Origin of the sequence: Ruania alkalisoli (assembly GCF_014960965.1) — a bacterium.
GTDB lineage: Bacteria > Actinomycetota > Actinomycetes > Actinomycetales > Beutenbergiaceae > Ruania > Ruania alkalisoli.
Genome location: NZ_CP063169.1, coordinates 1163295 through 1187208 on the forward strand (window position 1 = coordinate 1163295; position 23914 = coordinate 1187208).

The 23914-nt window shown below is 68.5% G+C and carries 20 protein-coding genes; 11 read left to right on the forward strand and 9 right to left on the reverse strand.

Going from position 1 to position 23914, the window contains the following annotated elements; genetic code table 11:
- Positions 1 to 29: 29 nt before the first annotated feature.
- Positions 30 to 1697: a type 2 periplasmic-binding domain-containing protein gene (locus tag IM660_RS04900; protein WP_193498285.1), complete on the reverse strand. Its 1668-nt coding sequence runs from the start codon at positions 1695 to 1697 to the stop codon at positions 30 to 32.
- Between the two features lie 272 nt (positions 1698 to 1969).
- Between IM660_RS04900 and IM660_RS04905 the strand changes: the two genes are divergently transcribed.
- From IM660_RS04905 to IM660_RS04930, 6 genes are all read left to right on the forward strand, one after another.
- On the forward strand, positions 1970 to 2866 hold the full coding sequence (locus IM660_RS04905) for a LysR family transcriptional regulator (protein ID WP_193498286.1): 897 nt from the start codon (positions 1970 to 1972) through the stop codon (positions 2864 to 2866).
- A 64-nt stretch (positions 2867 to 2930) separates the two neighbouring features.
- Entirely contained in the window at positions 2931 to 4424 is a 1494-nt protein-coding gene (gene mmsA / locus IM660_RS04910) for a CoA-acylating methylmalonate-semialdehyde dehydrogenase (RefSeq protein ID WP_193498287.1), read from the forward strand.
- A gap of 12 nt (positions 4425 to 4436) precedes the next feature.
- The gene (locus tag IM660_RS04915; protein ID WP_193498288.1) at positions 4437 to 5675 is read left to right on the forward strand and encodes a zinc-binding dehydrogenase; all 1239 of its coding nucleotides are present in this window, start codon (positions 4437 to 4439) and stop codon (positions 5673 to 5675) included.
- A gap of 14 nt (positions 5676 to 5689) precedes the next feature.
- Positions 5690 to 6703, forward strand: a complete 1014-nt coding sequence (locus IM660_RS04920; protein ID WP_246465144.1) for an ABC transporter permease — start codon at positions 5690 to 5692, stop codon at positions 6701 to 6703.
- Positions 6700 to 7614 (forward strand): carbohydrate ABC transporter permease, encoded by a 915-nt coding sequence (locus IM660_RS04925; RefSeq protein ID WP_246465145.1) that lies wholly within the window; start codon positions 6700 to 6702, stop codon positions 7612 to 7614. Before IM660_RS04920 ends, IM660_RS04925 begins: the two co-directional genes overlap by 4 nt.
- Positions 7615 to 7772: 158 nt before the next feature.
- Positions 7773 to 9395, forward strand: a complete 1623-nt coding sequence (locus tag IM660_RS04930) for a hypothetical protein (protein ID WP_193498290.1) — start codon at positions 7773 to 7775, stop codon at positions 9393 to 9395.
- Between the two features lie 65 nt (positions 9396 to 9460).
- On the opposite strand, the gene IM660_RS04935 is transcribed toward IM660_RS04930, so the two are convergent.
- From IM660_RS04935 to IM660_RS04955, 5 genes are all read right to left on the reverse strand, one after another.
- The gene (locus IM660_RS04935; protein WP_193498291.1) at positions 9461 to 11056 is read right to left on the reverse strand and encodes a right-handed parallel beta-helix repeat-containing protein; all 1596 of its coding nucleotides are present in this window, start codon (positions 11054 to 11056) and stop codon (positions 9461 to 9463) included.
- Between the two features lie 184 nt (positions 11057 to 11240).
- On the reverse strand, positions 11241 to 12155 hold the full coding sequence (locus IM660_RS04940) for an NAD-dependent epimerase/dehydratase family protein (RefSeq protein WP_193498292.1): 915 nt from the start codon (positions 12153 to 12155) through the stop codon (positions 11241 to 11243).
- The gene (locus tag IM660_RS04945) at positions 12116 to 13684 is read right to left on the reverse strand and encodes an aldehyde dehydrogenase (NADP(+)) (protein WP_193498293.1); all 1569 of its coding nucleotides are present in this window, start codon (positions 13682 to 13684) and stop codon (positions 12116 to 12118) included. The genes IM660_RS04940 and IM660_RS04945 overlap by 40 nt, the downstream gene beginning before the upstream one ends.
- A complete protein-coding gene (gene kdgD, locus IM660_RS04950; RefSeq protein ID WP_193498294.1) occupies positions 13681 to 14649 on the reverse strand; it encodes a 5-dehydro-4-deoxyglucarate dehydratase in 969 nt (322 codons plus the stop codon). Before kdgD ends, IM660_RS04945 begins: the two co-directional genes overlap by 4 nt.
- 149 nt (positions 14650 to 14798) lie before the next feature.
- On the reverse strand, positions 14799 to 15698 hold the full coding sequence (locus IM660_RS04955; RefSeq protein WP_210769079.1) for a LysR family transcriptional regulator: 900 nt from the start codon (positions 15696 to 15698) through the stop codon (positions 14799 to 14801).
- A 141-nt stretch (positions 15699 to 15839) separates the two neighbouring features.
- Between IM660_RS04955 and IM660_RS04960 the strand changes: the two genes are divergently transcribed.
- From IM660_RS04960 to IM660_RS04970, 3 genes are read left to right on the forward strand one after another with little or no spacing between them, the layout of a single operon-like run.
- A complete protein-coding gene (locus IM660_RS04960; protein ID WP_193498295.1) occupies positions 15840 to 17081 on the forward strand; it encodes an enolase C-terminal domain-like protein in 1242 nt (413 codons plus the stop codon).
- 21 nt (positions 17082 to 17102) lie between these two features.
- Positions 17103 to 18173: a hypothetical protein gene (locus tag IM660_RS04965; protein WP_193498296.1), complete on the forward strand. Its 1071-nt coding sequence runs from the start codon at positions 17103 to 17105 to the stop codon at positions 18171 to 18173.
- A gap of 11 nt (positions 18174 to 18184) precedes the next feature.
- Complete coding sequence (locus IM660_RS04970) at positions 18185 to 18736, forward strand: response regulator transcription factor (protein ID WP_193498297.1); 552 nt, start codon at positions 18185 to 18187, stop codon at positions 18734 to 18736.
- 93 nt (positions 18737 to 18829) lie between these two features.
- Here IM660_RS04970 and IM660_RS04975 read toward each other — a convergent pair whose 3' ends face one another.
- Genes IM660_RS04975 through IM660_RS04985 form a run of 3 tightly spaced genes read right to left on the reverse strand, consistent with a single transcriptional unit; the run spans position 18830 to position 21670 of the window.
- Positions 18830 to 19405 carry an isochorismatase family protein gene (locus tag IM660_RS04975; protein WP_193498298.1) on the reverse strand — a complete coding sequence of 192 codons (576 nt, stop codon included), beginning with the start codon at positions 19403 to 19405 and terminating at the stop codon, positions 18830 to 18832.
- A gap of 55 nt (positions 19406 to 19460) precedes the next feature.
- Positions 19461 to 21218, reverse strand: coding sequence for an alpha/beta hydrolase (locus IM660_RS04980; protein ID WP_193498299.1), 1758 nt, complete (start codon positions 21216 to 21218; stop codon positions 19461 to 19463).
- Entirely contained in the window at positions 21215 to 21670 is a 456-nt protein-coding gene (locus IM660_RS04985; protein WP_193498300.1) for a hypothetical protein, read from the reverse strand. Before IM660_RS04985 ends, IM660_RS04980 begins: the two co-directional genes overlap by 4 nt.
- Before the next feature lie 116 nt (positions 21671 to 21786).
- On the opposite strand from IM660_RS04985, the gene IM660_RS04990 reads away from it, so the two are divergent.
- Positions 21787 to 22977 (forward strand): aminotransferase class I/II-fold pyridoxal phosphate-dependent enzyme, encoded by a 1191-nt coding sequence (locus IM660_RS04990; RefSeq protein WP_193498301.1) that lies wholly within the window; start codon positions 21787 to 21789, stop codon positions 22975 to 22977.
- A 20-nt stretch (positions 22978 to 22997) separates the two neighbouring features.
- Positions 22998 to 23768 carry an SDR family NAD(P)-dependent oxidoreductase gene (locus tag IM660_RS04995; RefSeq protein ID WP_193498302.1) on the forward strand — a complete coding sequence of 257 codons (771 nt, stop codon included), beginning with the start codon at positions 22998 to 23000 and terminating at the stop codon, positions 23766 to 23768.
- The last annotated feature ends 146 nt before the right edge of the window (positions 23769 to 23914 follow it).

The following is a 23914-nucleotide window of genomic DNA, read 5'->3' on the forward strand; positions in this document are numbered from 1 at the left end:
GATGCTCCTTGACTCAGGGTGGACGAGGCTCACTGGCTGTTCGCCAGTGCCTCCTCGTACTCGGCCTTGATGGTGGCGCCGTCGCCGGCGAGCCAACCGTCCACCAGCGCGTCCCAGTCCGCGATCGAGCGACGGCCCTGGATGACCTCGTTCTCCATGTCGGACAGCGACGTGCTGAAGTTGGCGCCAGTGGCGTCCTCGGTCTCGGAGGTGAGTCCGAACGTCGGGTCGTACACGCCGATCGCGCCGAGCTGAGCCTGCGCGTCGTGCACGGCCTGGACCTCGTCGGCCTCGCGCCCCGGCATGTAGACCACCTGTGGGCCGTCGGCGAGGTACTGCTGCCCGAGCCGGACGTTGTTCACCGAGTCCTCGTTCACCACCGGGTTGCTGCCGTTGAGGCTGTGCTCCTCACCCTCACGCCCGAACTTGTTGAACAGGTACTCCGAGGTGCCGAATGGTGCCGCGAGCATGTTCAGCACGCCGAGAATCGTCTCGGCGCGATCGGCACTGTCGTTGTTGATGAAGCACAGGCTGTGGACCTCCTTCGGGTGTCCGCGACGGGGTGTGCCGTCGCCGCCGTCGTGCCCGGGGAAGCCGAGCACTCCGACCTTGAAGCCTTCGACGTCGGTGTTCGCCGCGTAGGCAGCGGTGATCGCGAGGTGACTGTGGATGGTCATCAGACCGCTACCGCCATAGAAGCCGTCGTGCAGCGCGCCCTGGATGCCGGAGGTGGTCCAGTCAGGGTGGAACGTCCCGGCGTCGTAGAGCTCCTTCGCAGCGTTGAGCGCCCCGTGGTACTCGTCCCGGAACTCCAGCTCGTGGGTGAGGGTGCCGTCGTCGTTGAGCTCCCAGGTGACCGGCACGCGGAACATGCCCTTGAGGTAGGACATCGGGTTGCGCGCCAAGGCGAACTGGTTCTCCTCCGGTCGGGTCATCGCCACGCACAGGTCGAGGAGCGACTCGTAGTCGGTGACGTCGACCTCGATGCCCTGCTCGTCGCAAATATCCTGGCGGACCATCATGTAGAAGCTCGACGCCAGGCCACGGTGGATCGGCACGGCGCGCACGACGCCGTCGAAGCTCGCCATCTCCCATGCGGGGGTCGGGATGTTGGCCAGCGCGGGGTAGGCCTCGATCTTGTCGCCGGCGAGGTACTCGGACAGGTCCAGGGCGACCGCGTTGAACATGCCCGCCTTGTCCGCACGACGGGCCGGGGTGTTGTAGGGGACGCTCACCAGGTCCGGCAGGTCACCGCCGGCCACCGTGGTCGCGAGTTTGGAGTCGTAGTCGGTGTTGACCAGGGTGAGGTCCATCTGGGATCCGAGCCGGGTGTTGAGCTCCTGCCAGAACGGGTTGTCACCCATCGGTGCAGGCACGGTCCCCTGAGGGGAGGTCAGAGCCGTGATCGGGTTGCCGTCGCCGGGTGCGCCGTCGGTGATGGCCACTGGGTCGGTGGGGTAGTTCGCGAACGCGTCCAGGGCGCCGTCGGGGGAGCCGGGGAAGTCGGCAGTGACCCCCGTGAACGGGATGTGGTGGGGCAGGCCGGAGCCTCCGCTTCCCCCGGTGGTTCCGCTTCCGGAACCGGTGGGATTCGGGTCGGCGCTCCCGCTGGTCCCGCAGCTGCTCAGGACGACGGCGCCCGCACCTGCAGCAGCGATTCCGCCGAGGACTGCCCGTCGGCTGACGTGCGATGCCATGACATCTCCTTTGATCGATCGGCACTCGGTCCGCCGGTCGAACGACCGCCGGCGGTGGCCCACCTTGGCACTTGTGAGAGTCTACTATCAAGTGCAATGCTACGCAGTGGTTGTGCACCTGTGCACAACGCATTGTCAGGGCCTGATCGCTCACAGAATGTCACGACATTGCAACGACAACGGAGTCGTACCGATTCCTGACGAACGCCGGAGTGTGCGTGAGTCTTGACTCTCGTCAATGCGATGGTGCTGGACACCTGAGGAGGTGACCGATGATCCGATCGACCGACGATCTGCGTGTCTTCCTCGCCGTGGCGCGCACTGGTCGACTCGTCCAGGCGGGTGCACTGCTCGGGGTCGATCACACGACCGTCGGCCGACGGATCTCGGCCCTCGAACGCACCGCCGGCCGGCGGCTCTTCGACCGCCGGAGCGAGGGATGGGAACTCACCCCCGACGGTGAGCGGTTGCTCGGCCCGGCGGAGGCGGTCGACGCTGCCCTTGCCTCGGCCCATGAGGCGCTCGAGAGCGGCGAGCGGACGCTGACCGGGACCGTGCGGATCCTCGCCACCGACGGTTTCGGCGCGTTCCTCGTTCCACCGGTGCTGCGCACGCTCCGGGAACGCCATCCGGGACTCGTCGTCGAGCTGGTCACCGAGACCCAGCACATCGGATCCAGCGTGCGCGACTTCGACGTGGCGGTCACGCTCGAGGAACCCGCCTCCAGCCGGCTGGTCCATCGCCGTCTTGCCGATTATGTCCTCCGGCTCTACGCCACGCCGGAGTACCTGGAGCGGCATCCGCCCGTCGGCACGGTCGAGGACCTACGCGCCCACACACTCATCTGGTACGTCGATCGGCTGCTGAACGTCGAACCCCTGCGCGTGCTGCATGAGGTCCGCCCGACGGCGGCCAACATCCAGTCCACGAACGTGGTCGCGCACTGGCAGGCGGCCGCCGCCGGAGCGGGGATCGCGTTGCTGCCGTGCTACATCGCCGAGGAGGACCCGCGGCTGACCCAGGTGTTGCCGGACCTGGAGGTACGGCGCACGTATTGGATCTCCAGCCCGGCCGAACACGCGCGCCTGGCCCGGGTGCGTGCTGTGGTCGGGCTCATCGATGAAGCGATGCGCCGCAGCCGCTCCCGTCTGATCGGGGGTGTGCATTGATGCACGCCTGCTCGGCAGGTTTGGCCATTGTCCGTGCAACCGGACCGGTGCGAGCGTGATCGCCATGAACCGACTGACTCAGTGGGTCGATGGTGCGGCGACGGCGCCCGATCCGGACGCAGCCGTCCGCGACGTCCTCGATCCCGCCACCGGAGGCGCCATCGGCCAGGTCGAGCTCGCCGATGCCCAGACCGTGGACCGTGCCGTGACATCCGCCCACGATGCCTGGCGGCAATGGCGCACGGCGTCACTCGCCACGCGCACCCGGGTGCTGTTCTCCTTCCGCAACCTGCTGCTCGAGCATCGCGACGAGATCGCCGGCCTCATCACCGCCGAGAACGGCAAGGAACTTTCCGACGCCAAGGCTGAGATCACCCGAGGGCTGGACGTCGTAGAACTCGCGTGCGGCATCGGATCGTTGCTGAAGGGCGAGCGATCCTTGTCCGTCTCGACAGGAGTCGACGTCTCCTCGGTCCACCAGCCGCTCGGTGTGGTCGGCGTGATCAGCCCGTTCAACTTCCCGGCGATGGTCCCGCTCTGGTTTGTCCCGATCGCCATCGCCTGCGGGAACGCCGTGGTGCTCAAGCCCAGCGAGAAAGTCCCGGCCGCCTCGATGCGGATGGCCGAGCTGTGGCAGCAGGCAGGACTACCCGACGGCGCCCTCACCGTCGTCAACGGTGAGCAGGAGGCGGTCGAAGCCCTCATCGACCACGACGACGTCGCGTCCATCTCCTTCGTCGGCTCGACACCTGTGGCACGAGCCGTCTACGCCCGCGCTGCGGTGCGCGGCAAGCGCGTCCAAGCGCTCGGCGGCGCCAAGAACCACCTGGTGGTACTGCCGGATGCGGACGTCGACCTGGCGGCCGACGCGGCCGTCAGCGCCGCCTTCGGCGCGGCCGGCCAGCGGTGCATGGCGATCTCGGTAGCAGTCGCCGTCGGGGAGGTCGGTGACCGCTTCGTCGAGGCCGTCGCGCAGCGCGCCCGCTCACTCCGGGTGGGGGACGGGCGCCGCGGCAACGATCTGGGTCCGCTCATCACCCGCGAGCACCGCGACCGCGTGGCCTCCCTGGTGGAGGCCGGAGTCGCGGCCGGTGCACGGGCCGTCGTCGACGGGCGCGAGGTGAACCCCGACGGCGATCCGGACGGCTTCTGGTTCGGGCCGACGGTGCTCGATCACGTCGAGCCGGCGATGAGCGCCTACGCCGAGGAGATCTTCGGACCGGTGCTCTGCGTGGTTCGCGCCGAGACAGCTCAGCAGGCTCTCGACCTTGTCAACGCCTCCCCCTACGGAAACGGTGCCGCAGTGTTCACCCGCGACGGCTCCGCGGCCGCGGCCTTCGAGCGAACGGTCGAGGCGGGGATGGTCGGCGTCAACGTGCCGATCCCCGTACCTGTCGCGCCGTACTCGTTCGGCGGATGGAAGGACTCGCTGTTCGGGGACAGTCGTGCCTACGGCGCCGAAGGGGTGCGCTTCTTCACACGCAGCAAGGTGGTCACCTCCCGGTGGCCCACGTCGCACGATGCGGGACTCGAGCTCGGGTTTCCGCAGGCCGACTGACGAGGGGGAGAGATGAGTATCACCGAGAACGTCGCCGGCGCCGTCGGGACGGATACGGCTGAGCACGAGTACCGCGCACTCGGCGTGCCGCCGACGATGCGCGCGGCCATCCTGCCCGGGGTCGGTGAGCCCCTGCGGGTCGAGACCATCGCGACCCCGCGACCGCGCGCCGGGGAGGTACTCGTGCGGGTGGCTGCGTGCGGCGTCTGCCACACCGACTTGCATGTGATGCGTGGAGAGGTGCCCTTCGTGACGCCGGCAGTGCTCGGCCACGAGATCTCCGGGGAGATCGTGGCCCTCGGTGCGGGCGTGTCCGAGCATGCCGAGCTCGCCGTCGGGATGCAGGTCGTGTGCGGATTCATCATGCCGTGCGGCCAGTGCCGGGCGTGCGCACGTGGCCGGGACGACCTGTGCCACGACTTCTTCGCCAAGAACCGGTTGCGTGGCGTGCTCTACGACGGGCACAGCCGCCTGCACGATGCCGGTGGCGAGGAAATCGCCATGTACTCCATGGGCGGCCTCGCCGAGTACGCCGTGGTGCCTGCCACCGGGGTCACCGCGTTGCCGGACGGACTGCCCGTCGAGGAATCCGCCGTTCTCGGGTGCGCGGCGTTGACTGCCTATGGCGCTGTGCGCCGGACCGCTGACCTGCGCTTCGGGGAGACCGTCGCCGTGGTCGCGATGGGGGGTGTCGGATCGAACATCGTCCAGATGGCCCGCGCGTTCGGCGCCGCACGAGTGATCGCCGTCGACATCAGCAGCGCCGCGCTCGAGACAGCGCGCGGGCTCGGTGCCACGGACGTCGTCGATGCCTCCTCCGGTGACCCGGTGGCACAGGTGCGCGCCCTCACCGGCGGGCAGGGGGTGGACGTGGTGTTCGAGGCGCTCGGTCTGCCGTCGACGTTCCGACAAGCCTCCGACATGCTCGCCGACGGCGGCCGGATGGTCGCCGTGGGAATCGCCGACGGCGCAGCCACAGCGGACGTGGAGATCACCCGACTGGTCCGGCGCAGCCAACGCATCCTGGGCTCCTATGGCGCCCGGACCCGTACCGACCTGCGGCACGTCGCCGCGATGGCGGGCGCCGACCTGGTACGCCCGCACGAGACCGTCACGACGAGTTACCCGCTCGCCGACGTCGACCGGGCCTACCGGGCGCTCGCCGATGGCGAGATCGTCGGTCGTGCCGTCATCCGGATGGGCAGCGCCAGCTCCCCTCCGTCCCCCTGTCCGTCCGACCCACCTCGATGAGGAGGCGACCCCAGGTGAGTGCCCCCACCACCACCCGACCAGGTTCGGCCAGCCGGCCGGACCGCCGAACCGACCGGCAGCGCGCCCCCGGCGGGCCGCAGCAACGTCACGTGACGTTCTGGACCCGGATGCGCCGCGACGGCGGCCTGCTGCTGCTCGCCGTGCCGGGCATCATCCTGACGCTGCTCTTCCACTACGTGCCGCTGCTGGGCAACGTCATCGCGTTCAAGGACTACCAGCCCTACATCGGCATCCTGGAGGCGCCGTGGGTCGGGTTCGAGAACTTCTCGATCATCATCAACGGTGACCCCGCGTTCCTGAACGCGCTGAAGAACACCCTGGTAATCTCCCTCATCCAGATCGTGGTGGTCTTCCCCGTGCCGCTGGCGCTCGCGCTGCTGCTGAACTCCCTCATGGGGGAGAAGGTCAAACGCGTGGTGCAGTCGGTGCTGTACATGCCGCACTTCATGTCCTGGGTGATCGTCGTGGCGATCTTCCAGCACATCCTCGGCAACGGTGGGCTGTACAACAACTTCGCCCGCATGAACGATCTGCCGCTGCTCGAGCTGGTGGGTAATCCCGACCTGTTCATCCCGCTGATCACCTCCCAGGTGATCTGGAAGGACGCCGGCTGGGGGATGATCATCTTTCTCGCGGCCATCTCCCGTGTGGACCTGGAGCAATACGAGGCGGTCGCGGTCGATGGTGGTGGCCGATGGCGCCAGCTCTGGCACGTGACCCTGCCCGCGATCCGCGGTGTGGTGATCCTGCTGCTCATCCTGCGCCTGGGCGATGCCCTCACGGTCGGGTTCGAGCAGATCTACCTGCAGCAGACGGCCGTGGGGCTGCAGGCCTCGGAGGTGCTCGACACCTACGTCTACAACCGCGGCGTCGTCGGCGGGAACTGGAGCAGCTCGGCCGCCGTCGGGCTGGTCAAGGGTGTGGTGGGCACGATCCTCGTGCTCGGCGCCAACAAGGTGGCGCACATGCTCGGCCAGGCCGGCGTCTACCAGAAGGAGCAGAAGTGACGACCGTGACGGCCAGCCAGCGGCAGCAGCGCCTGCGCAACATCAACGGTGCGCGTCCTCCCGGCATCCCGATGCGGGCCACTAAGGGCCTCGTGCTGCTGATCGCCTGCTTGCTCGTGATCGTGCCTTTCGTCGTGGTCGTCTCCACGAGCCTGGCCACTCCCGATCAGATCCGCGACGCCGGAGGCTACGTGCTCTGGCCGGAGAACCCCACGTTCGCCGCGTACGAGTCGATCTTCCGAGGAGGGGTCGTCACCAGGGCGACGCTGGTGTCCATCGGCGTGACCGTCGTCGGGTCGGGTCTGTCGGTGACCGTGGTGGCCCTGCTTGCCTATGGACTCTCCCGCCCGGGGACCGTGCTGCACCGGCCGATCCTGCTGATGGTGCTGTTCACCATGCTGTTCAACGCCGGCATGATCCCGAACTACCTCCTCATCAAAGAACTCGGGCTGATCGACTCCTACTGGTCGCTGATCCTGCCCACGCTCGTCTCCGGGTTCCAGGTGGTGCTGATGCGGGCGTTCTTCATGGAAGTGCCCAAGGAGCTCATCGACGCCGCCCGGATCGACGGGGCGAGCGAGCTGCGGATCCTTGCCACCGTGATGCTGCCGTTGTCGAAGGCAGCGATCGCCGTGATCGCCCTCTTCAACGCCGTCGGCTACTGGAACGCGTTCTTCAACGCCGTGTTGTACATGAACTCGGTGGAGAAGTGGCCGCTGCAGCTGGTGGTGCGCACGTATGTGGTGGAGGGCTCGGCCGTCGGTGTTGACGCCGGTGCTGAGGTGATTCCGCCGCAGCAGGCCCTGCAGATGGCGATCGTGGTGGTCAGCCTCATTCCCATCTTGCTCGTCTACCCGTTCCTGCAGAAGCACTTCGCCAAGGGCGTGATCATCGGCGCCGTCAAGGGCTGACGCCGCCTCCTGAGCCGGTGAGCAGGACCTGCTTGCCTCGATGCCCCCTGCCCGCACACGTCTGGAAGGAGGTCGCAATCCTTGCATCTCGTGCCGGTCTGCCCACTGCGGTCGGCACACCCATGAAGAAGCACTCTGCGTGAACAAAGGAGTTCTGAATGTCATTGTCCATGGATCGACGTCGCTTTCTGACCGTTGCCGGAGCCACTGGTGCGGGAGCGCTGCTGCTTCCCACGGCCGCGATGGCAGCCGAGCCGGCACCACCATCCGAACCGTTGGGCCCCTTGCTTCGCGGTGAGGACGGACGCCCGCTCATGTTCAAGAAGCACGGCCTCTACAGTCACGACTACAAACGGTCCTGGCACGACCTGCCCACCGGCGACGTGCTCGCTGCCCACGACCCCGGCACCATCGAGTGGACCGACGTGATCGGCGAGGAATTCCGGCAGGAGTTCCACGACCAGGACGAGGTGGTCATCCGTGATCTCAACCTGCGACTGCGGTGGAACACCTCCAATGTGGCCAAGTGGGACAAGTCGCTGTTCTACATCTCCAACGTCAAGCGGATCGTCGTCGAGAACGTCAACATCGAGTCCCTCGATCCCGACTTCCGCACCTGGAGCGACTTCCTCATCGAGGGAGCCGACGAGGTCATCTTCCGCAACTGCTACTTCGCCGGGGCCACGCGCAGCTATCATCTGCGCATCGAAGCGGTGGCCAACGTCTTCGTCGACCGGGTGGAGATCGCCGGACTGGACGGGGTGGACGGCGACGGCGTGCCCTATCGCGGCCGCACCGGCGCCGGGATCTGGCTGGAGAACGGCCAGTCCGGTCGTGAAGATGGTGACCCGAACAACCCGTCACTGAGCGCCGAGCACCCGCGGGACCCACAGTGGGCAGTCATCCAGAACTGCTACTTCCATAACGGGATCGACGTGCCGATCGGCGGCAACCGCGATGCACTCCTGGCCCACCACTACCCGGACGGTGCGGTGTTCAACAACGTGGTGCGGAACTGGTTCCGGGACGACATGGACGCCGGGTTCGACCTCGGAGCGCGCCGCAAGGAGGACTTCCTCCAGGGCAAGACCATGCGGGTGGAGCGCAACATCCTGGAGAACGTCTCCTTCTACAAGAACCCGGCGTTCCTGGAGACCGACTGTCGGCTGCTGTGGACCAACAATCTCCTGATCAACACCAAGCTCGACTTCTACGCCTCGGACCAGGAGGTCAACCACATCCACAACACCTACATCCAGGACCTGGACGCTTTCGCCAGCGACGACATCCGCTCGCTCGCAGCACGTGGCGCGACGTCCTACCACTGGAAGTTCGGCGCCACCGGCGGCTGCACCTTCAACCTGGAGAATGGGCTCACCGTGTTCCGCACCGGCGGCGGATTCTCCCCCTGGTACGCCAACACCTCCTCCGACCCGGAGAAGGTGATCGAGACCGCGCGGCCGGACCACATGGTCTACGGTGTGGGCGGGATGCACTCCCAGTGGCTCAAGCACGACGTGGCCGGATGGGGCTATGACACCTTCGAGGACTGGCAGGCCGGCACCGGCTTCGATGCCAGCAGCGTGGTCGAGGATCCGCAGACCGAGTGGTTCGTGGACTACGCGGGCAAGGACTTCCGCCTTGTCGAGAACCTCTGGCCGGACGTCCCCTCGCACGACTACCTGCATCACCCTGAGATAGCGATGCGCATCACCCGTGACTTCAACGGCAGGCCGCGCACCATGGGCAACCTCGCCCCAGGGGCGTTCAACGCGATCTGATCCACAAGAAGCGCCCGGTCCGAGTGTTGGACCGGGCGCTTCTGCGTTGGCCGCTCCTGTGGGCGTCAGCTGTAGTTGAACGCCCCGGGCCGGACGTTGCTGGTGGTGCGGGATTCACCGTTGAAGTCCCGATCGACCCGCAGGTGCGGATCGGCGTGGTTCACGAACGAGGTGTCGGCCACGCCGCTCCACAACGAGCTGCCGGAGAGGCGGTAGTCGCCGCCGAGGTAGTCCTCGAACCAGTTCGGGTCGGGGGCCGCGGTGACGCTGTTGGCGTCGTTGCCGGTGGTCGACTGCCAGCTGGAGAAGGTCGAGCAGACGGTGCTGTCGACCGTGCTGTTGAGCCATTTCGTCGACGAGGTGGAGGTCCCGTAGGCATTGTGATCGGCACTCCAGCCCGCCCACTTGCCGGCGGATCCGGAACTGTTGGCGTACACGATGTCCGGCGAGGAGTCCTCGGTGTACACCACGCAGTTCTCTAGAACCGTCGGTCCGGAGAAGGAACCAAGCTTGAAGCAGTACCCCGTTGCGCCGCGCTGAGCGAGCGACTGCAGGCTGATCGGAGCCAGATCGATGTCCCACAGCATCGTGTTGTGCACGTAGTGACTCGTGCTCGATCCGCCGCCGTGATAGTCATCCAATTTGGCGTTGATGATCAGGTTGTTGGCGAGAAGGATCCGGTTCGGGCCGATGGTTCCCACGGGCGTCTTGAAGAAGGTGGTGTTGCGCAGAATGTTGCGCTCCACGCGGACGTTCTTGTCCTGGAACTGCGGCTCGTCGCGGCGGAACCCGATGTCGATCGAGGAGTCCATTCCATGGGCCTGCGGTCCGCCGGAGGGTTCGTTCCGGAACCAGTTCTCGATCACATTGTTGAAGATGTAGCCATCCGCCGGGCTATGGATCAGGATGCCGTCCTGGTTGCGCTCGTTGCCGTCGTCGTCCCAGCTGTTGTGGATGTAGCAGTGCTGGATCGTCTGCTGCACTGGCTCGCGAGCATAGGGCGTGTCGACACCGTCGTCGCTGCCGCTGGTGGCGCCGTTGTTGATCATGATGCCGCCGCCTGCGCGGGGGCCGTTGGTGCCCGGCAGCTCGAGCCCGACGATCTCGACATTCTCGATCAAGATGTTGGCCACACCTTCGAGGAAGATGTGCTGACGGTCGACCGGGCCGGCGAAGTAGCAGTTGCGGATGATCACCTCGTCGGCGCCCTCCACGCGGATCACGTGGGACGTGATGTAGTCCGGATCGAGGTTCTCCACGTAGACGTTCTCGATGGTCACCTGGTCGACGTCCTTGAAGCGCCACAGGCAGGTGCCCGTCTTGTTCGCCGAGGTGGCGTTCCAGGTCAGGCGCAGGTATTGGTTCGAGACGGTCTGGCTGCTCTGGAAGTCGTAGAGCTGCTGCACATTCTCGCCGGTCACGTTCGACCAGGTGATACCCGACAGATCATGCGAGCCGAGCACGTCGCCGGTGTCCAGGCTGGTCCAGCTTCCGGTGTAGTCGTCGGTGTAGGGGTTGCTCATCCGCAGCGGTGGTCGGATGGAGTGTCGGGCGCCAGGGCCGTCCACGGCGGCCGCGGCCCCGGCCGGGCCGAGCGCGAGACCGGCGCCCACGGCGCCTGTCATGCCCAGGAAGTGACGTCGTTGCATTCCTTCAGTCATGCGAACTCCCTTGTTCATCGGTGAATCGGCCCCGGTTCCGGGGACGTCTCGACGGCGTCGCGCGGGGGAGCGCCGCACCTGCTCGGTGCGGTAGGTCGCCGTGATGGGGCGGGCCCAGTGACCGCGGTGTCTGCTGGGAAGCGCCTTCCACCTCCAGGGTAGGGCGAGGACAACGGTCCGGCTATTACTTCTTCGGCATGCTGTGATGCCCTGCGCGCTGCTTCGCCGGTGCGGGTTTGCCTACCGGACGGCGCTCGTCGGAAGCGAACGGGCCCGCGAGCAGCTCGTCCGGGCCGAGGCCACGCTTGTGGTCCTGCTTGCCCACCGCCGTGCCGAACCTGTCGGCGAAGACGGCTGCGTCGTCCACCGGTGTGAACCCGATCGCCCGCCCGGCGTCGAGTCGCAGAGGGCTGTGGGTGTTCTGGGAGAAGCCCCACACCACGTGCCCGCCGGTGGCCTCGGTGGTGGCGACTGCCTCGATGAGCCGCACCATGTCGTCGGGGGAGAGCCAGGTGGTCAGGGCCCGCGCGTCGGGCGGCTCCTCCTTCACTGTCCCGAGGCGAGCGGTCACCACCGTCATCCCGAACCGATCGGCATACAGCCGGCCGAGTGACTCCATCGCTGCCTTGCTCCACCCGTAGTAGGTGTCCGGGTGCGGGGCAGGTTCGGGATCCTCGGCTGCCTGCGCCACCGTCAGCATGCCGACCGCGTGCAGCGACCCGCCGAGCAGCACCCGCCGCACACCGGCCGCGCGAGCAGCCTCCAGGACGGTGCGGGTGCCGGTCACGTTCAGATCGAGGGTCGCCTCCCAGGTCTGCTCGTCGCGATGGGCCGCGAGGTGCACCACCACGTCGGCCCCCTCGACGGCGTCGGCTGCCACCTCGGGATCGGTCACCGAGCCGGTGATGCTCTCCTCGCCCGGCTGTGCCTGCACGGCAGTCACGTCGAGGCAGCGCAGCCGGTGCCCGCGGGCCAGCAACCGGGGCCGGATCATCGCCCCGATGATCCCGGCGGCTCCGGTGAGCAGGATGGTCACCGGTCGCTCGTCGGCCGGCATCGTCACCGGCTGAAAACGTCGATGGCGCGCGGAGTGCCCCACGGGTTCTCCTCCTGAACGGCCGGCGGCAGCAGCGCCTCCGGGGTGCTCTGATAGGTCACCGGGCGCAGGAATCGATCGATCGCCGCGGTGCCCACGCTGGTCACGCGCGCATCGGTGGTCGCCGGGAACGGTCCGCCGTGCACCATCGTGTGCGCGACTGCGACTCCGGTGGGCCAGCCGCCGACGATGATCCGGCCCGCCTTGCGTTCCAGCAGGCGCAGCAACGGCACCAGCACCGGCGACTCCTCAGTCTCGGCGTGCACGGTTGCGGTCAGCTGCCCCGGCAGCGCCCGGACTGCGGCGAGCAGGTCCTCCTCACCCGCGTACCGGGCGATCAGGCCTGCAGCCCCGAACATCTCCGTGTGGGTGCGTTCATCGGCGGCGATGCGGGCGGCACTGGTGCTGAACACTTGCGGTGCCGCCGCGGTCGCGGCCCCGCCCGGCGTCCCGCGTCCCACCTCCGTCACACCATCGAGGCCCCCGACGGCGGAACTCGCCTCCGCGAGGGCGTCACCGATCCCAGCGGTCAGCATGGTCTGCCCGACCCTGGACTCGAGGAGGCGAGCGACCTCGGCGACGAAACGGTCGCCGTCGGGGCCTTCCGGGACGAGCAGCAGACCCGGCTTGGTGCAGAACTGTCCCGCCCCGAGGGTGAGGGAGTCCAGGTAGGCGGCAGCGGTGGCGTCGGTCAGAGCCGAGGGGAACAGGATGGCCGGGTTGAGGCTGCTCATCTCCGCGAAGACGGGGATGGGATCGGGGCGCGACTGAGCCGCTGCCACCAGGGCCAGGCCGCCGGAGCGAGATCCGGTGAAGCCGACTGCTGCGATGGCGGGGTGCTGCACCAGGGCGGTGCCGAGCACACGGCCGCGGCCCACCAGTGCCGAGTGCGTCCCGCCCGGGAGGCCGGCGGCCGCGACGGCGTCGGCGATGTGGCCCGACACCCGGGCGCCGGTGCCCAGGTGTGCCTGGTGTGCCTTGACGATCACCGGACACCCCGCGGCCAGGGCCGAGGCGGTGTCACCGCCGGCATTGGAGAAGGCCAGCGGGAAGTTGGAGGCCCCGAACACCGCGACCGGCCCGACCGGGATGCGGTGGAACCGCAGGTCCGGGGTCGTGTCCGTGGCGTGGTCGATCCGTACGTCCAGGTAGCTGGCCTCGTCCAGCAGCGAGCTGAACAGGCGCAGCTGACCGGTGGTGCGCGCCAGCTCGCCCTGCAGCCGGGCGATCGGCAACCCGGTCTCGGTGTGGGCGACGGTGACGATCGCCTCCTCGTCGCCCGCCAGCCGGGCGGCGATGTCCTCGAGCAATTCGGCACGCTGCTGCGGTGAGGTCGCGCGCAGGGTCTCGAAGGCGTCGGCCGCAGCGCGCGCGGCTCGATCGATCTGATCCGGGCCGGCGCATGCGTAGGACGCGAGGCGTTCGCCGCTGGTGGCATCCACGCTGTGCAGCGTCTCGTCGGCGGCGCCGTCCTCCCACTGGCCGGCAACAAGGACTGGCTGCCGGGTGGTCGGGGTGGTGGTCCGGCTCATCGCGTCGCTCCCATCGTCGCGGGACTGGTGGCTGTGCTGGTCCCGGGCGTGGCCGTGATCTGGGCGACCAGCGGCCGGAGCAGGTCCATCTCTTCGGAGGTCAGGTCGGTCAGCGGCGGGCGGACGCGGGAGGTGGGGCGGCCGGCAGCGCCGAGCGCGGCCTTCACGATCGAGACGGCATACCCGGGGCGGCGGTTGCGGATATCGAGATAGGGGAGCACGAACTCCCGCAGGCGTCGATCCACGTCGGCCCGGTCGCGTCGGCGCACCGCGTCGTAGAAGGCGAGGGCGAACTCCGGTGCGAAATTGAACATGGCCGAGGAGTACGTCGTCATCCCCAGTTCCAGGAACGCCAGCGCGCACGTCTCGGCCGTGGGCAGGCCACCGATCAGCGTGAGCCGGTCCCCGAGGGTGACGTGCACGCGGGTGACGAGCTCGACGTCGCCGGTGCCGTCCTTGAAGCCGATCAGGTTCGGGCAGTCCTGGGTGAGGCGAGTGAGTGTGCCCACGTCGATCGTGGCGTTCGCCCGGTTGTAGTGGATGACGCCAAGGTTGGTAGCGGCGCAGACGGCCTGGACGTGGGCGCGCAGGCCCTCGGGTGAGGACTCCATCAGGTAGGGCGGGAAGAGCAGGATCCCGTCGGCGCCGGCGCGTTCGGCGTCCCGAACCTGCTCGACGGCCAGCGCCGTGCTGGCGCTGGCCGGGGCGAGGACGGGCACGCGCCCGTTGACCTCGTCCACGGCGAAGCGGACCACGCGGGCCACCTCGGGTGGGGTCAGAGAGAAGATCTCGCCAGTGCCGCCCGCCGCGAACAACCCAGCCACCGGGTACTGCGCCAACCAGCCCAAGTGATCGCGATAGGCGTGCTCGTCCACCTCGCCGGAGGAGTCGAAGTGAGTCACGGGGAAGGAGAGCAGGCCGCTGCCCAGGCGGGTGGCCAGTTCCGTCGGATCAGTCGCGGGCATGAGGTCTCCGTCCAGTGGGCTGGGAACGCTCCGCACGCTAGGAGATGTGGCAATACCTGTCCAACGCAATCTCTGCATCTTGTGATGCGCTGGAGGTATGGGGGTCGTGGGTGCCCTGGTTCTATGACGCCCAGGGCGGTTCAGGCAGTTCAGGGCGCTCCGACGGTCGCGGCCAGTGACGGTAGGCCGTTCAGCGCGCGGCGCAGGGCAGGGTTCGACGTCGAGGACCGCCAGACCGCGTGCAACCGGACCACCGGTTCGCGCCAGCCGGCGATCTCCCGGAACGTGACGCCGTCGGGATGCATCCGGGTGGCCGAGCGCGGGACGATCGCCACGCCGCGGCGGGCAGCGACCAGGGCGAGCATCGAGTGCACCTGCGTCAACCGCTCGTGACGGTGGGTGCTCACCCCGGCGAGTACCGCCGAGCTGAGCTCGTCGAAGTAGGCCGCGTCCGTGGCCGAATATCCGATCACGGTGCGTCCCTCCAGGGCGGAGGGGGTGACGTCGTCGGCGCTGGAGAGCGGGTCCTCGGAAGGGAGGGCGAGCACCAGGCGCTCGCGGTGGATCGCCCGCGACGAGAACTCCTCGCCGGTCGGGAGTGTGCGGGTCAGCGCAAGGTCGAGGCGCCCGTCCCGCAGGTGGTCCAGTTGCCGAGCACTCACCCACTCGTGTAGCACCACCTCGACCTCCGGCAGGTGGTCATCGAGGTCGCGCAGGACGTCTCCGAGTACCCCGATGGCCGCCGTGGCCGTGAAGCCGAGGCGGATCACTCCGGCCTGCCCGCGGGCGGCCCGGCGGGCGAGGTCTGGTGCGGATTCGCTCAGGGCCAGGATCTGCCGGGCCTGCGCCAGCAGTGCCGTGCCCGCGGCGGTGAGCTCGACCCCGCGGTGGGAGCGCAGCAGCAGTTCGGCCCCTACCGTGCGCTCCAGCTTCTGGATCTGCCGGGAGAGCGGAGGCTGGGTCATCTGCAGCCGCTGCGCCGCACGACCGAAGTGCAGCTCCTCAGCCACGGCGACGAAGGCGCGCACTTGCTCCAGGGTCATGTTCATGCACTGAAGGTATCAATGCATGCGCGATTGGCGTTAGACCGGTATCGAGTGGTCGGTCTACGGTGGTCACACGTCCCGTTGTCCCGCCGTCGGCTCCGAGCAAGGAGGGCCACGGTGCCGCGCCTGAGGAGCTCCCACGGCATGACCGATCATCGGATCATCGATCTGACCATCACGCCGATCGCGTTCTCCGACCCGCCGCTGCTCAACTCGACCGGAGTGCACGAGCCGCTGGCGCTGCGAACGATCGTCCAGCTTGAACTGGCCAACGGGGTGCACGCCGTGGGGGAAGGCCGCGCTGGTGCGATCGGTGCCGACGCCGGGGCGGCTGTTCGGGACGCCGTGATCGGTCAGGACGTCTTCGCCACCACCCGTATCGGGGCAGCGGTGGCAGACGCGATCCGCACCGTGCAGCCTGGCGCCGGCCGCCACGCGCAGCTCTCCGCCGTCGCGCCTATCGAGGTCGCGTGCCTCGACGCCCAGGGGCGCACGGCCGGGGTTCCCGTCAGCGACTTGCTGGGCGGCGCCGTCCGGGACTCGGTTCCCTACAGCGCCTACCTGTTCTACAAGTGGGCCGGGCACCTCGATGCCGAGGCGGACGCGTGGGGCGAGGCGTTGGATCCGGACGGGATCGTGCGGCAGGCGGAACGGTTGGTCGATGAGTATGGTTTCGGATCTCTCAAGCTCAAGGCCGGTGTGTTCGAACCGGATGTGGAGATGGACACGATCCGGGCGCTGGCCCAGGAGTTCCCCGGTCTTCCGCTGCGGATCGACCCCAATGGCGCCTGGACCCATGAGACTGCGCTGCGGGTGATTGCCGAGATCGGCGATCTGCTGGAGTACGTCGAGGACCCGGTGCTCGGGATCGAACCGATGGGGCGCATCCACGCCGAGACCGGGGCCGAGCTCGCCACGAACATGTGCCTGGTCGAGGCCGAGCACGTGCGCCCGGCCTCTGAACATCGTGCCGTGCAGATCCTGCTCACTGACCACCACTACTGGGGCGGGCTGCGGGTGACCAAGGAGCTGGGAGCGATCTGCGACGCGCTCGGCATGGGGGTGTCCATGCACTCCAACTCCCACCTTGGCATCTCGCTCGCAGCCATGACCCACGTGGCCGCCGCCGTGCCCAATCTCGCCTATGCTTGCGACACGCACTGGCCCTGGAACCGTGTGGACGACATCGTGCCGCGCGGACAGTTGGAGATTCACGACGGATCACTCACCGTGCCGACCCGGCCGGGCCTCGGGGTGGATCTGGACGCTGACAAGGTTGCCGAACTGCACGAGCGCTACGTGGCCTCGGGCCGTACCAGGCGGGATGACACCGGCTACATGCGGCGGGTGGATCCGGCCTACGACCCGACGCTGCCGCGGTTCTGACGGACCTGTGATGGACCGCTGATGGAGACTGTCGCCTACCTCTACCCGTGGGACGTCCTGGGCGACCCCGGGATCGTCGATCGGATCCGGTCGGTGGGCGCGGACCGGGTCGCACTGGCCGCCCACTATCACGCCGTCCGCGCTGCGACGCCGAATCATCCCCGCCACGAGATCATCGACGCCGCCTGGTCAGCGCTCTACCTGCCGGCTGTGGGGGAAGGCGAGATCCCGATCGAGGAGCCTGCCTGGACGGCACCCGACGCCTTCCTGCGGGCGCGGGACGTACTGGCCGGCGCCGGCCTTTCGGTCGCGGCGTGGATCGCACCGCTGCATGCCGATCCACGAACCTGGCGAACCACCGCGCGGGTGGTGGACGTCTACGGAACGGTGCACCGCCACGCCGTCTGCGCCTCCTCGCCGCACGCGGGGGTCCTGGTCGAGCGGATCGCGGCTTCCCTGCGTGCCGCTGGGGCCGAGGATGTCGTGGCCGAGGCGATCGGCCAGCTCGGCATCGACCACGCGCACCAGCACGAGAAGACGTCGGGAGCGGACTGGGAGCTGGCGCAGAAGCGGCTGCTGTCGGTCTGCTTCTGCCACGACTGTGCCCACGCCCACGGTGACAGGACAGCGGAGCTGGCGGACGCCGTCGGGGCCGGAGTGCGGGCCGATCCTGACGCAGCAGCGGATGCGTTGGCACAGTGCGAGGAGCTCGTGCTCGGCCTGCGAGGGCGTTCTACGGGCGACCTCTACCAACGCCTGCGCAGGCAGTTTCCAGCGCTCACCGTGCACGCGAGCCCTGACCCGTGGGCCACCGGTGCCGGGACACCGGCCGTGTGGATGCCGGACGCAGACAGTGTGGTCGGCAATGCCTGGCACCGGTGCGATCCGGATGCGCTCGCGGCGATCCGGGTGCCTTCTCCGCAGGCGCGGCTCGGCGCCTACGTCACCCTCCTCTCGCCTGACCTGACTGCGGACCGACTGCGGCGGCACCTCGCGGAGCTTCAAGGGGCCGGCGTGGACGAGCTGCACCTGTATCACCTGGGCCTGGCCTCGGAGCGGAGGCTGCAGGTGCTGCGGGAGGTGAAGGCGTAGCAGCGCATTCGATGGTCCAAGCCGCCGTCGACGCCACTGAGGCCGGCGATATCGGCCAGTTGTCCGCAGGCGCCTGCTTCGAGAACGTGGTGATTGATGAGGTTCACGGCGCAGCCAACGACTCGATCGTGATCCGGGCAGCACCAGGCGAGGAGGTCATCATCAACGAAGCCGCCCCGCGACTCCTCGAACCGAACGACCTCTGGAACCTGCTCAAGTCCGACCACCCGGACACCATCGTCAAGGCTGTGGAGGACGTGATCGCGGGCGACGCCGTCCTGTCGCCGCGCAGCACCCGGCAGCTGCTCGATCGGTTCCGCGACGAGCCCGGTGGGGATGCTCGTGCACAGGCGCGTGAGCTGGTGGCCACGCTGTCGGAACATGAGATCGAGGTGGCACGCGGAGTGGGACGCGGACTGTCCAACGCGAACGTCGCCGGCGAACTCTACGTCTCCGAGGCCACTGTGAAGACGCACCTGAGTTCCGTTCAGGCAAAGCTGGGCGCTCGCAACCGGGTGGATGTAGCCGTGCTGGCCGAGCGGGCCGGGTTGCTGACCGAGTAGCGCGGCGTTTGACACACGTCCGGCACTCTGAGCCACCGCTGGAGATGGGTCGGGCTGCCCGGCCTGTGTCCGATGGTCGGTTGTCGGACAGCGTCAGTCGCCGGACGGCTCCAGTCGGATTCCCGCCGCGGCCATCTCCGCCCGCGCCGCCTGACCAAGTTCCTTGCTCACGGGCACGGTCAGATCGGTCATGACCCGCGTGGCCAGTCCCTCCTTGACGGCATCCAACGCCGTCTCCTTCACGCAGTGCGACTCCGCAATCCCGACAATGTCCACCTCGGCGACCCCAGCCTCGGCGAGGATCGTCGTCAACCGGCGCCCGCCGTCGTCAGTGCCCTCGAACCCCGAGTACGCGGCGGCGTACGCCCCCTTCTTCACCGACGCATCCGGGGCGAGGTTGGCCAGGGCTGGGTGCAACTCGGCCTCGGCCGTGCCGGCCACGCCGTGCGGTGGCCAGGTGTCGACGAAGTCCGGAGTGTCTGAGAAGTGCTCGCCCGGGTCGATGTGCCAGTCCTGTGTGGTCACCACGAGGTCGTAGTCGTCCCGGTGGGCTGCGGCGTACGCCGAGACACGCTCGGCGACGGCGTTCCCTCCCTCGACAGCCAGCGCGCCACCTTCGCAGAAGGTTGGCTGCACATCGACCACCAGGAGTGCGCGATGCGTGGTCATGGTCACTCCTCTCGTCCGTGGAGCATGCTCCTCCTACTGTGCACCCGCGGCGTCGTCATCGGCCACCGAAGCCGCCGCCGCCGTCCGTATCCGAGCGCCCCGGCACATCGCTGGTCGGCTCGCGCCCGAACTCCGGATCCGTCGCGGTGCGCCACCACGGGTCGTGACTGTGCTCCGCCCCCACGACGGACTTCGGGTCTCCGTCGACGATCCGCCCCAGGTTGTACAGCGACTCGCTGTCGTGGTCGTAGTAGTTGCTGTGCTGGCTGAAGTCGTACGTCCACCCGCGGTCGGCGGACTCCGCCTCGAAGCGGGTGGCGCCGAAGTCCTCGGAAGAGGGGTCGATCCCCAGGCCGCCGGGGTTGTGATAGGCACCCTCGTCGCCGAACAGCGCCACCGGGTCGCGACTGTTGCGCCCCACGTACACGTTGTCGGCGCCCACGCTGAAGTCGTCAGCGGTCTCAGCCGGTCCCGCGCCCGGGCTGCCGATCAGGGCCACATTGTCAGCGGCCAACCCATGATCGGTCGCCGCATAGGAGGTGGTGGTCGATCCGTAACTGTGCCCGATCACGGTCAGATGCGCCTTGTCCTCGCGTGAGGCCCGCAGTCCGTCGATCGCATCGGCGAGGCGAGTTCCGCCGTCCTCGGCCCGCCCGCGGGTCACGGTGTCGATGTCGACGGCACTCTCCGGGGTGTCGTATCCGAGCCAGAACATGCTCGCCACACTCGAGCCGTCACCCCCGTAACGCGCCGATTCGTACAGGTTCGCAGCCTTCGTCGCATAGCCGGGGGCGTCGTCCATCTCCGTGGTGATGCCCGGAACCTGCACGGCCACGTCATCCGCGGTGTCCAGATCCCCCACAGCGACGGCGACCCGTCCGTCTCCCGAGAACGCGTCCGGGTCGTAGAGCCACAGGGTGCCACCGGGCTTGTCTCCGGTAAGGGGGTCGGTGAAGTCGTCGAGCTGGCTCAGCGCCTTGCGGGCCGCGCGGGCGTTCGCGAGCGTCTTCGCCTCGGCCTCGGTGAGGGTGCCGAGTCGTTCCTTCTCCGACAGGGCGCTCAGGTCACGATCGAGGAGGATGCGGTTCGCGGCGTCGCGCGCCGAGGCGGGCAGCCCGTCGCCGTTGCCAACCAGCTCTGGCAGCGCCTCGATCGCTGCCTGCCGCTCGGCCGGGGAGAGGTTCTTCCACCACGCGGCCCGGTCCTGCGGGCTGACCGGTTCCGGAATCGAGAGGGCAAGCACCTGGGCGAGGAAGGACAGACTCGCCCAGTGCGCGTCGTCGAACTCGGCAGCCTCCAGTGCTGCGGCGAGATCCTCCTCGCTCTCGGTCACCCGCTGCTCGAACGCGAGTTGCGCCGCCGCGAGCGCTGCGTAGCTGACGCTCAGGGTTGCCGCCCGCAGCCGCAGGTCGTCCTGGGCATCCTCGTCCGACGCGTCCGAGACGGCGACATCTTCGATGAGCTGCACACGCAGCGTGTCGAGATTCGCGCTGGTCTCCGACAGTTCCTGCCAGTCGGCCAGGTGGCCACGGCGCTGTTCGGCGAAGACCTCGACGGCGCCGCCCACTCCGCGCAGCACCTGCGCCGCGCCCGCATGCTCAGCCGCAGCGTTGGAGATGCGCTGCTGGTGGGTCAGGAACGCCAGCCCGATCCAGGAATCGCCCAGATCGGACAGACGCGAGGCCGTCTCAGCGGCCGACTCGCACTGGTCCGCCTGGGTGGCCAGGCCCAGGGCGACCTGCTCGCACTGGCTGGGGTCGCCGTCCGGCTCGGGCAGGAGAACCACGGCCTCCGGAACCATGACCGTGCTCACGAGGCCGGGGTCCGCATCCGCAGCACCGTCCGGCCCGGCGACACCTGCACGAGTGCCAGCGTGGCGCCCTCCCGGTCGGCCAGCACCCGGGGCAGGCCGGCCGGGGGGAGGAGCACCTGCCAGCCATTTGCCCGCAAGGTCGCGGCCGCGGAGGCGAGTGCCTCCGAACCGATCCCGGTGGTGGCAGTCACGGTGCTCTCCCGCTGCTCGTCGCGACCATCGCCCACCCACCGGTGCTGCGCCTGCGCTGGTACGCCCGGCAGGAGCGCCTCCCACAGCGCCTGGACGTCCCGGTCGATCTCCTCGGCGGATCTGGCAGGCACGGCGGTCGAGGCGGCTGCACGAGGTGGTTCCGGCGCGTCCACGATCGCGAGGTCGACATCCCGGTGGCGCTGACGTACCACCGACCAGAACGGGTCCCCGGAGATCGGTGTCGATGAAGTCCCAGTCACGAGCCCTAGCCTGTCAGCCAGGACCCGTCGATGGCATGGTGCGAACTCCCCATTTCCTTCACGGTGCCTCCCCATTCACCCTGCTCGCCCTCACACTCACCCAGTAGCGTTGATCTATGGACTTCCGCCGCATCGAGGGGCTTCCCCCGTACGTCTTCACGATCATCGACTCCCTCAAGCTCGAGGCACGTCGAGCCGGTCGGGACGTGGTGGACCTCGGCTTCGGGAACCCGGACCTGCCCAGCCCGGAGATCGCCGTCGAGAAGCTCGCCGAGGCAGCCCGCAACACCCGCAACCACCGCTACTCATCCTCCCGCGGTATCCCGAACCTGCGGCTGGCGGTCGCGAATCACTACAACCGCCGGTTCGGTGTGACGCTCGACCCGGAGTCCGAGGTACTGACGACGATCGGTGCCAAGGAAGGTTTCAGCCACCTGATGTGGGTGCTGCTGCAGGCCGGGGATGCCGCGATCGTGCCTACCCCCAGCTACCCGATCCACATCTGGGGCCCGTACTTCGCCGGGGCGGACGCCCGGCAGGTGCCCATCGGTGACGGCACCGACGGCGCCGGGTACATCGACCGGGTGATGGAAGCCTGGGAGCTCGGCTGGCCCAAGCCGCGTGTGATCGTGCTGTCCTTCCCGCACAACCCGACCACGTCCACCGTGGAGTTGGCGGACCTGCAACGCCTCGTGGACTGGGCCCGCGAACGGGACGTGGTGCTCGTGCACGACCTCGCCTACGCCGACATGTGCTTCGACGGGTGGCAGCCTCCTTCGCTGATGCAGTGCGAGGGCGGCAAGGAAGTTGGCGTCGAGCTGTACTCGATGACCAAGTCGTACTCGATGGCCGGCTGGCGGGTGGCGTTCCTCGTGGGCCGCAAGGACGTCATCAAGGCTCTCGTGCAGCTGAAGAGTTACCTCGACTACGGCACGTTCCAGCCGATCCAGATCGCGGCGACCGTCACCCTGAACGAGGCCACCGAGTACCCGGCCGAGCTGAGCGGCATCTACCAGTCCCGGCGCGACACCCTCTACGACGGGTTGCAGCGCGTGGGCTGGGACATCCTCAAACCGAAGGGAACCATGTTTGCCTGGGCGCGCATCCCCGAGCCCTATCAGGAGATGGATTCCATCGAGTTCGCCCGGCACCTGGTCACCGAGTGCGACGTCGCCGTCTCCCCGGGCGTCGGGTTCGGACCGGGCGGGGAGGGGTACGTGCGGTTCGCTCTCATCGAGAACGAGCAGCGCATCGGGCAGGCGGTGCGCAACATCCGGCGGGGGCTGACGAGGCTGACCACCGGGTAGTCGCCGCGTACGCTCGTGCCATGCCCACTGCGCTCGTCACCGGAGCCTCCTCCGGCATCGGACTGACCTTCGCCCGCCACCTCGCCCAGCGTGGCCTGCACCTCGTGCTGGTGGCCCGCAGCGCCGACCGGCTGGAGGTGGTGGCTGCCGAGTGCCGGGCCCTCGGGGCGCCCGAGGTGGAGGTACTCCCGGCCGACCTGGGGAGCGAGGCCGGGATCACCGCGGTGTGTGAGCGACTGCGTGGCGAGGACGTGCATACGCTCGTCAACAATGCTGGCCTGTCCATCGGCGCACCCTTCGCCGAGGCCACCGAGGAAGCTCTGAGCCACCAGCTCACCGTCAACGTCGAGGCCGTGCTGCGGCTGACCCGCGCCGCCGTGCCCGGGATGACCGAGCGCGGCAGCGGCGCGATCATCAACGTCGCCTCCATCGCAGCCCTGTTGCCCGGCCGGGGGAGTACATACTCGGCGTCGAAGGCGTGGGTGCTGCAGTTCACCGAAGGTCTGGCGATGAACCTCGCCGGCACCGGTGTGCGCGTGCAGGCGCTCTGCCCGGGCTTCGTGCGCACCGAGTTCCACGACGCCGCCGGTATCGACATGAGCCGCACCCCCGACTGGATGTACATCGACGCCGACCACCTCGTGGCCACCTCCCTGCGCGACCTCGGCCGCGGCAAGGTCGTCAGCGTGCCCGGTGCGCTCTACGCGGGCATCGCCGTGGTCGCCAAGCTCGCGCCACGCAGCGTGATCCGCCGGCTCGCCGCCGGGATCAAGTCCCGGGGGAGGGACTGATGGCCGACGGCGCAGCCTCAGCAGACGTGGACGTCGCCTCGGGAGGCCGCTCCCACGACCTACGGAAGGCGCCAGGCGCCGGCCACGCACCGGACGCCGTCGGGAAACCTGCTCCCCGCCAGATCGGGGCACGCACCTTCGACTTC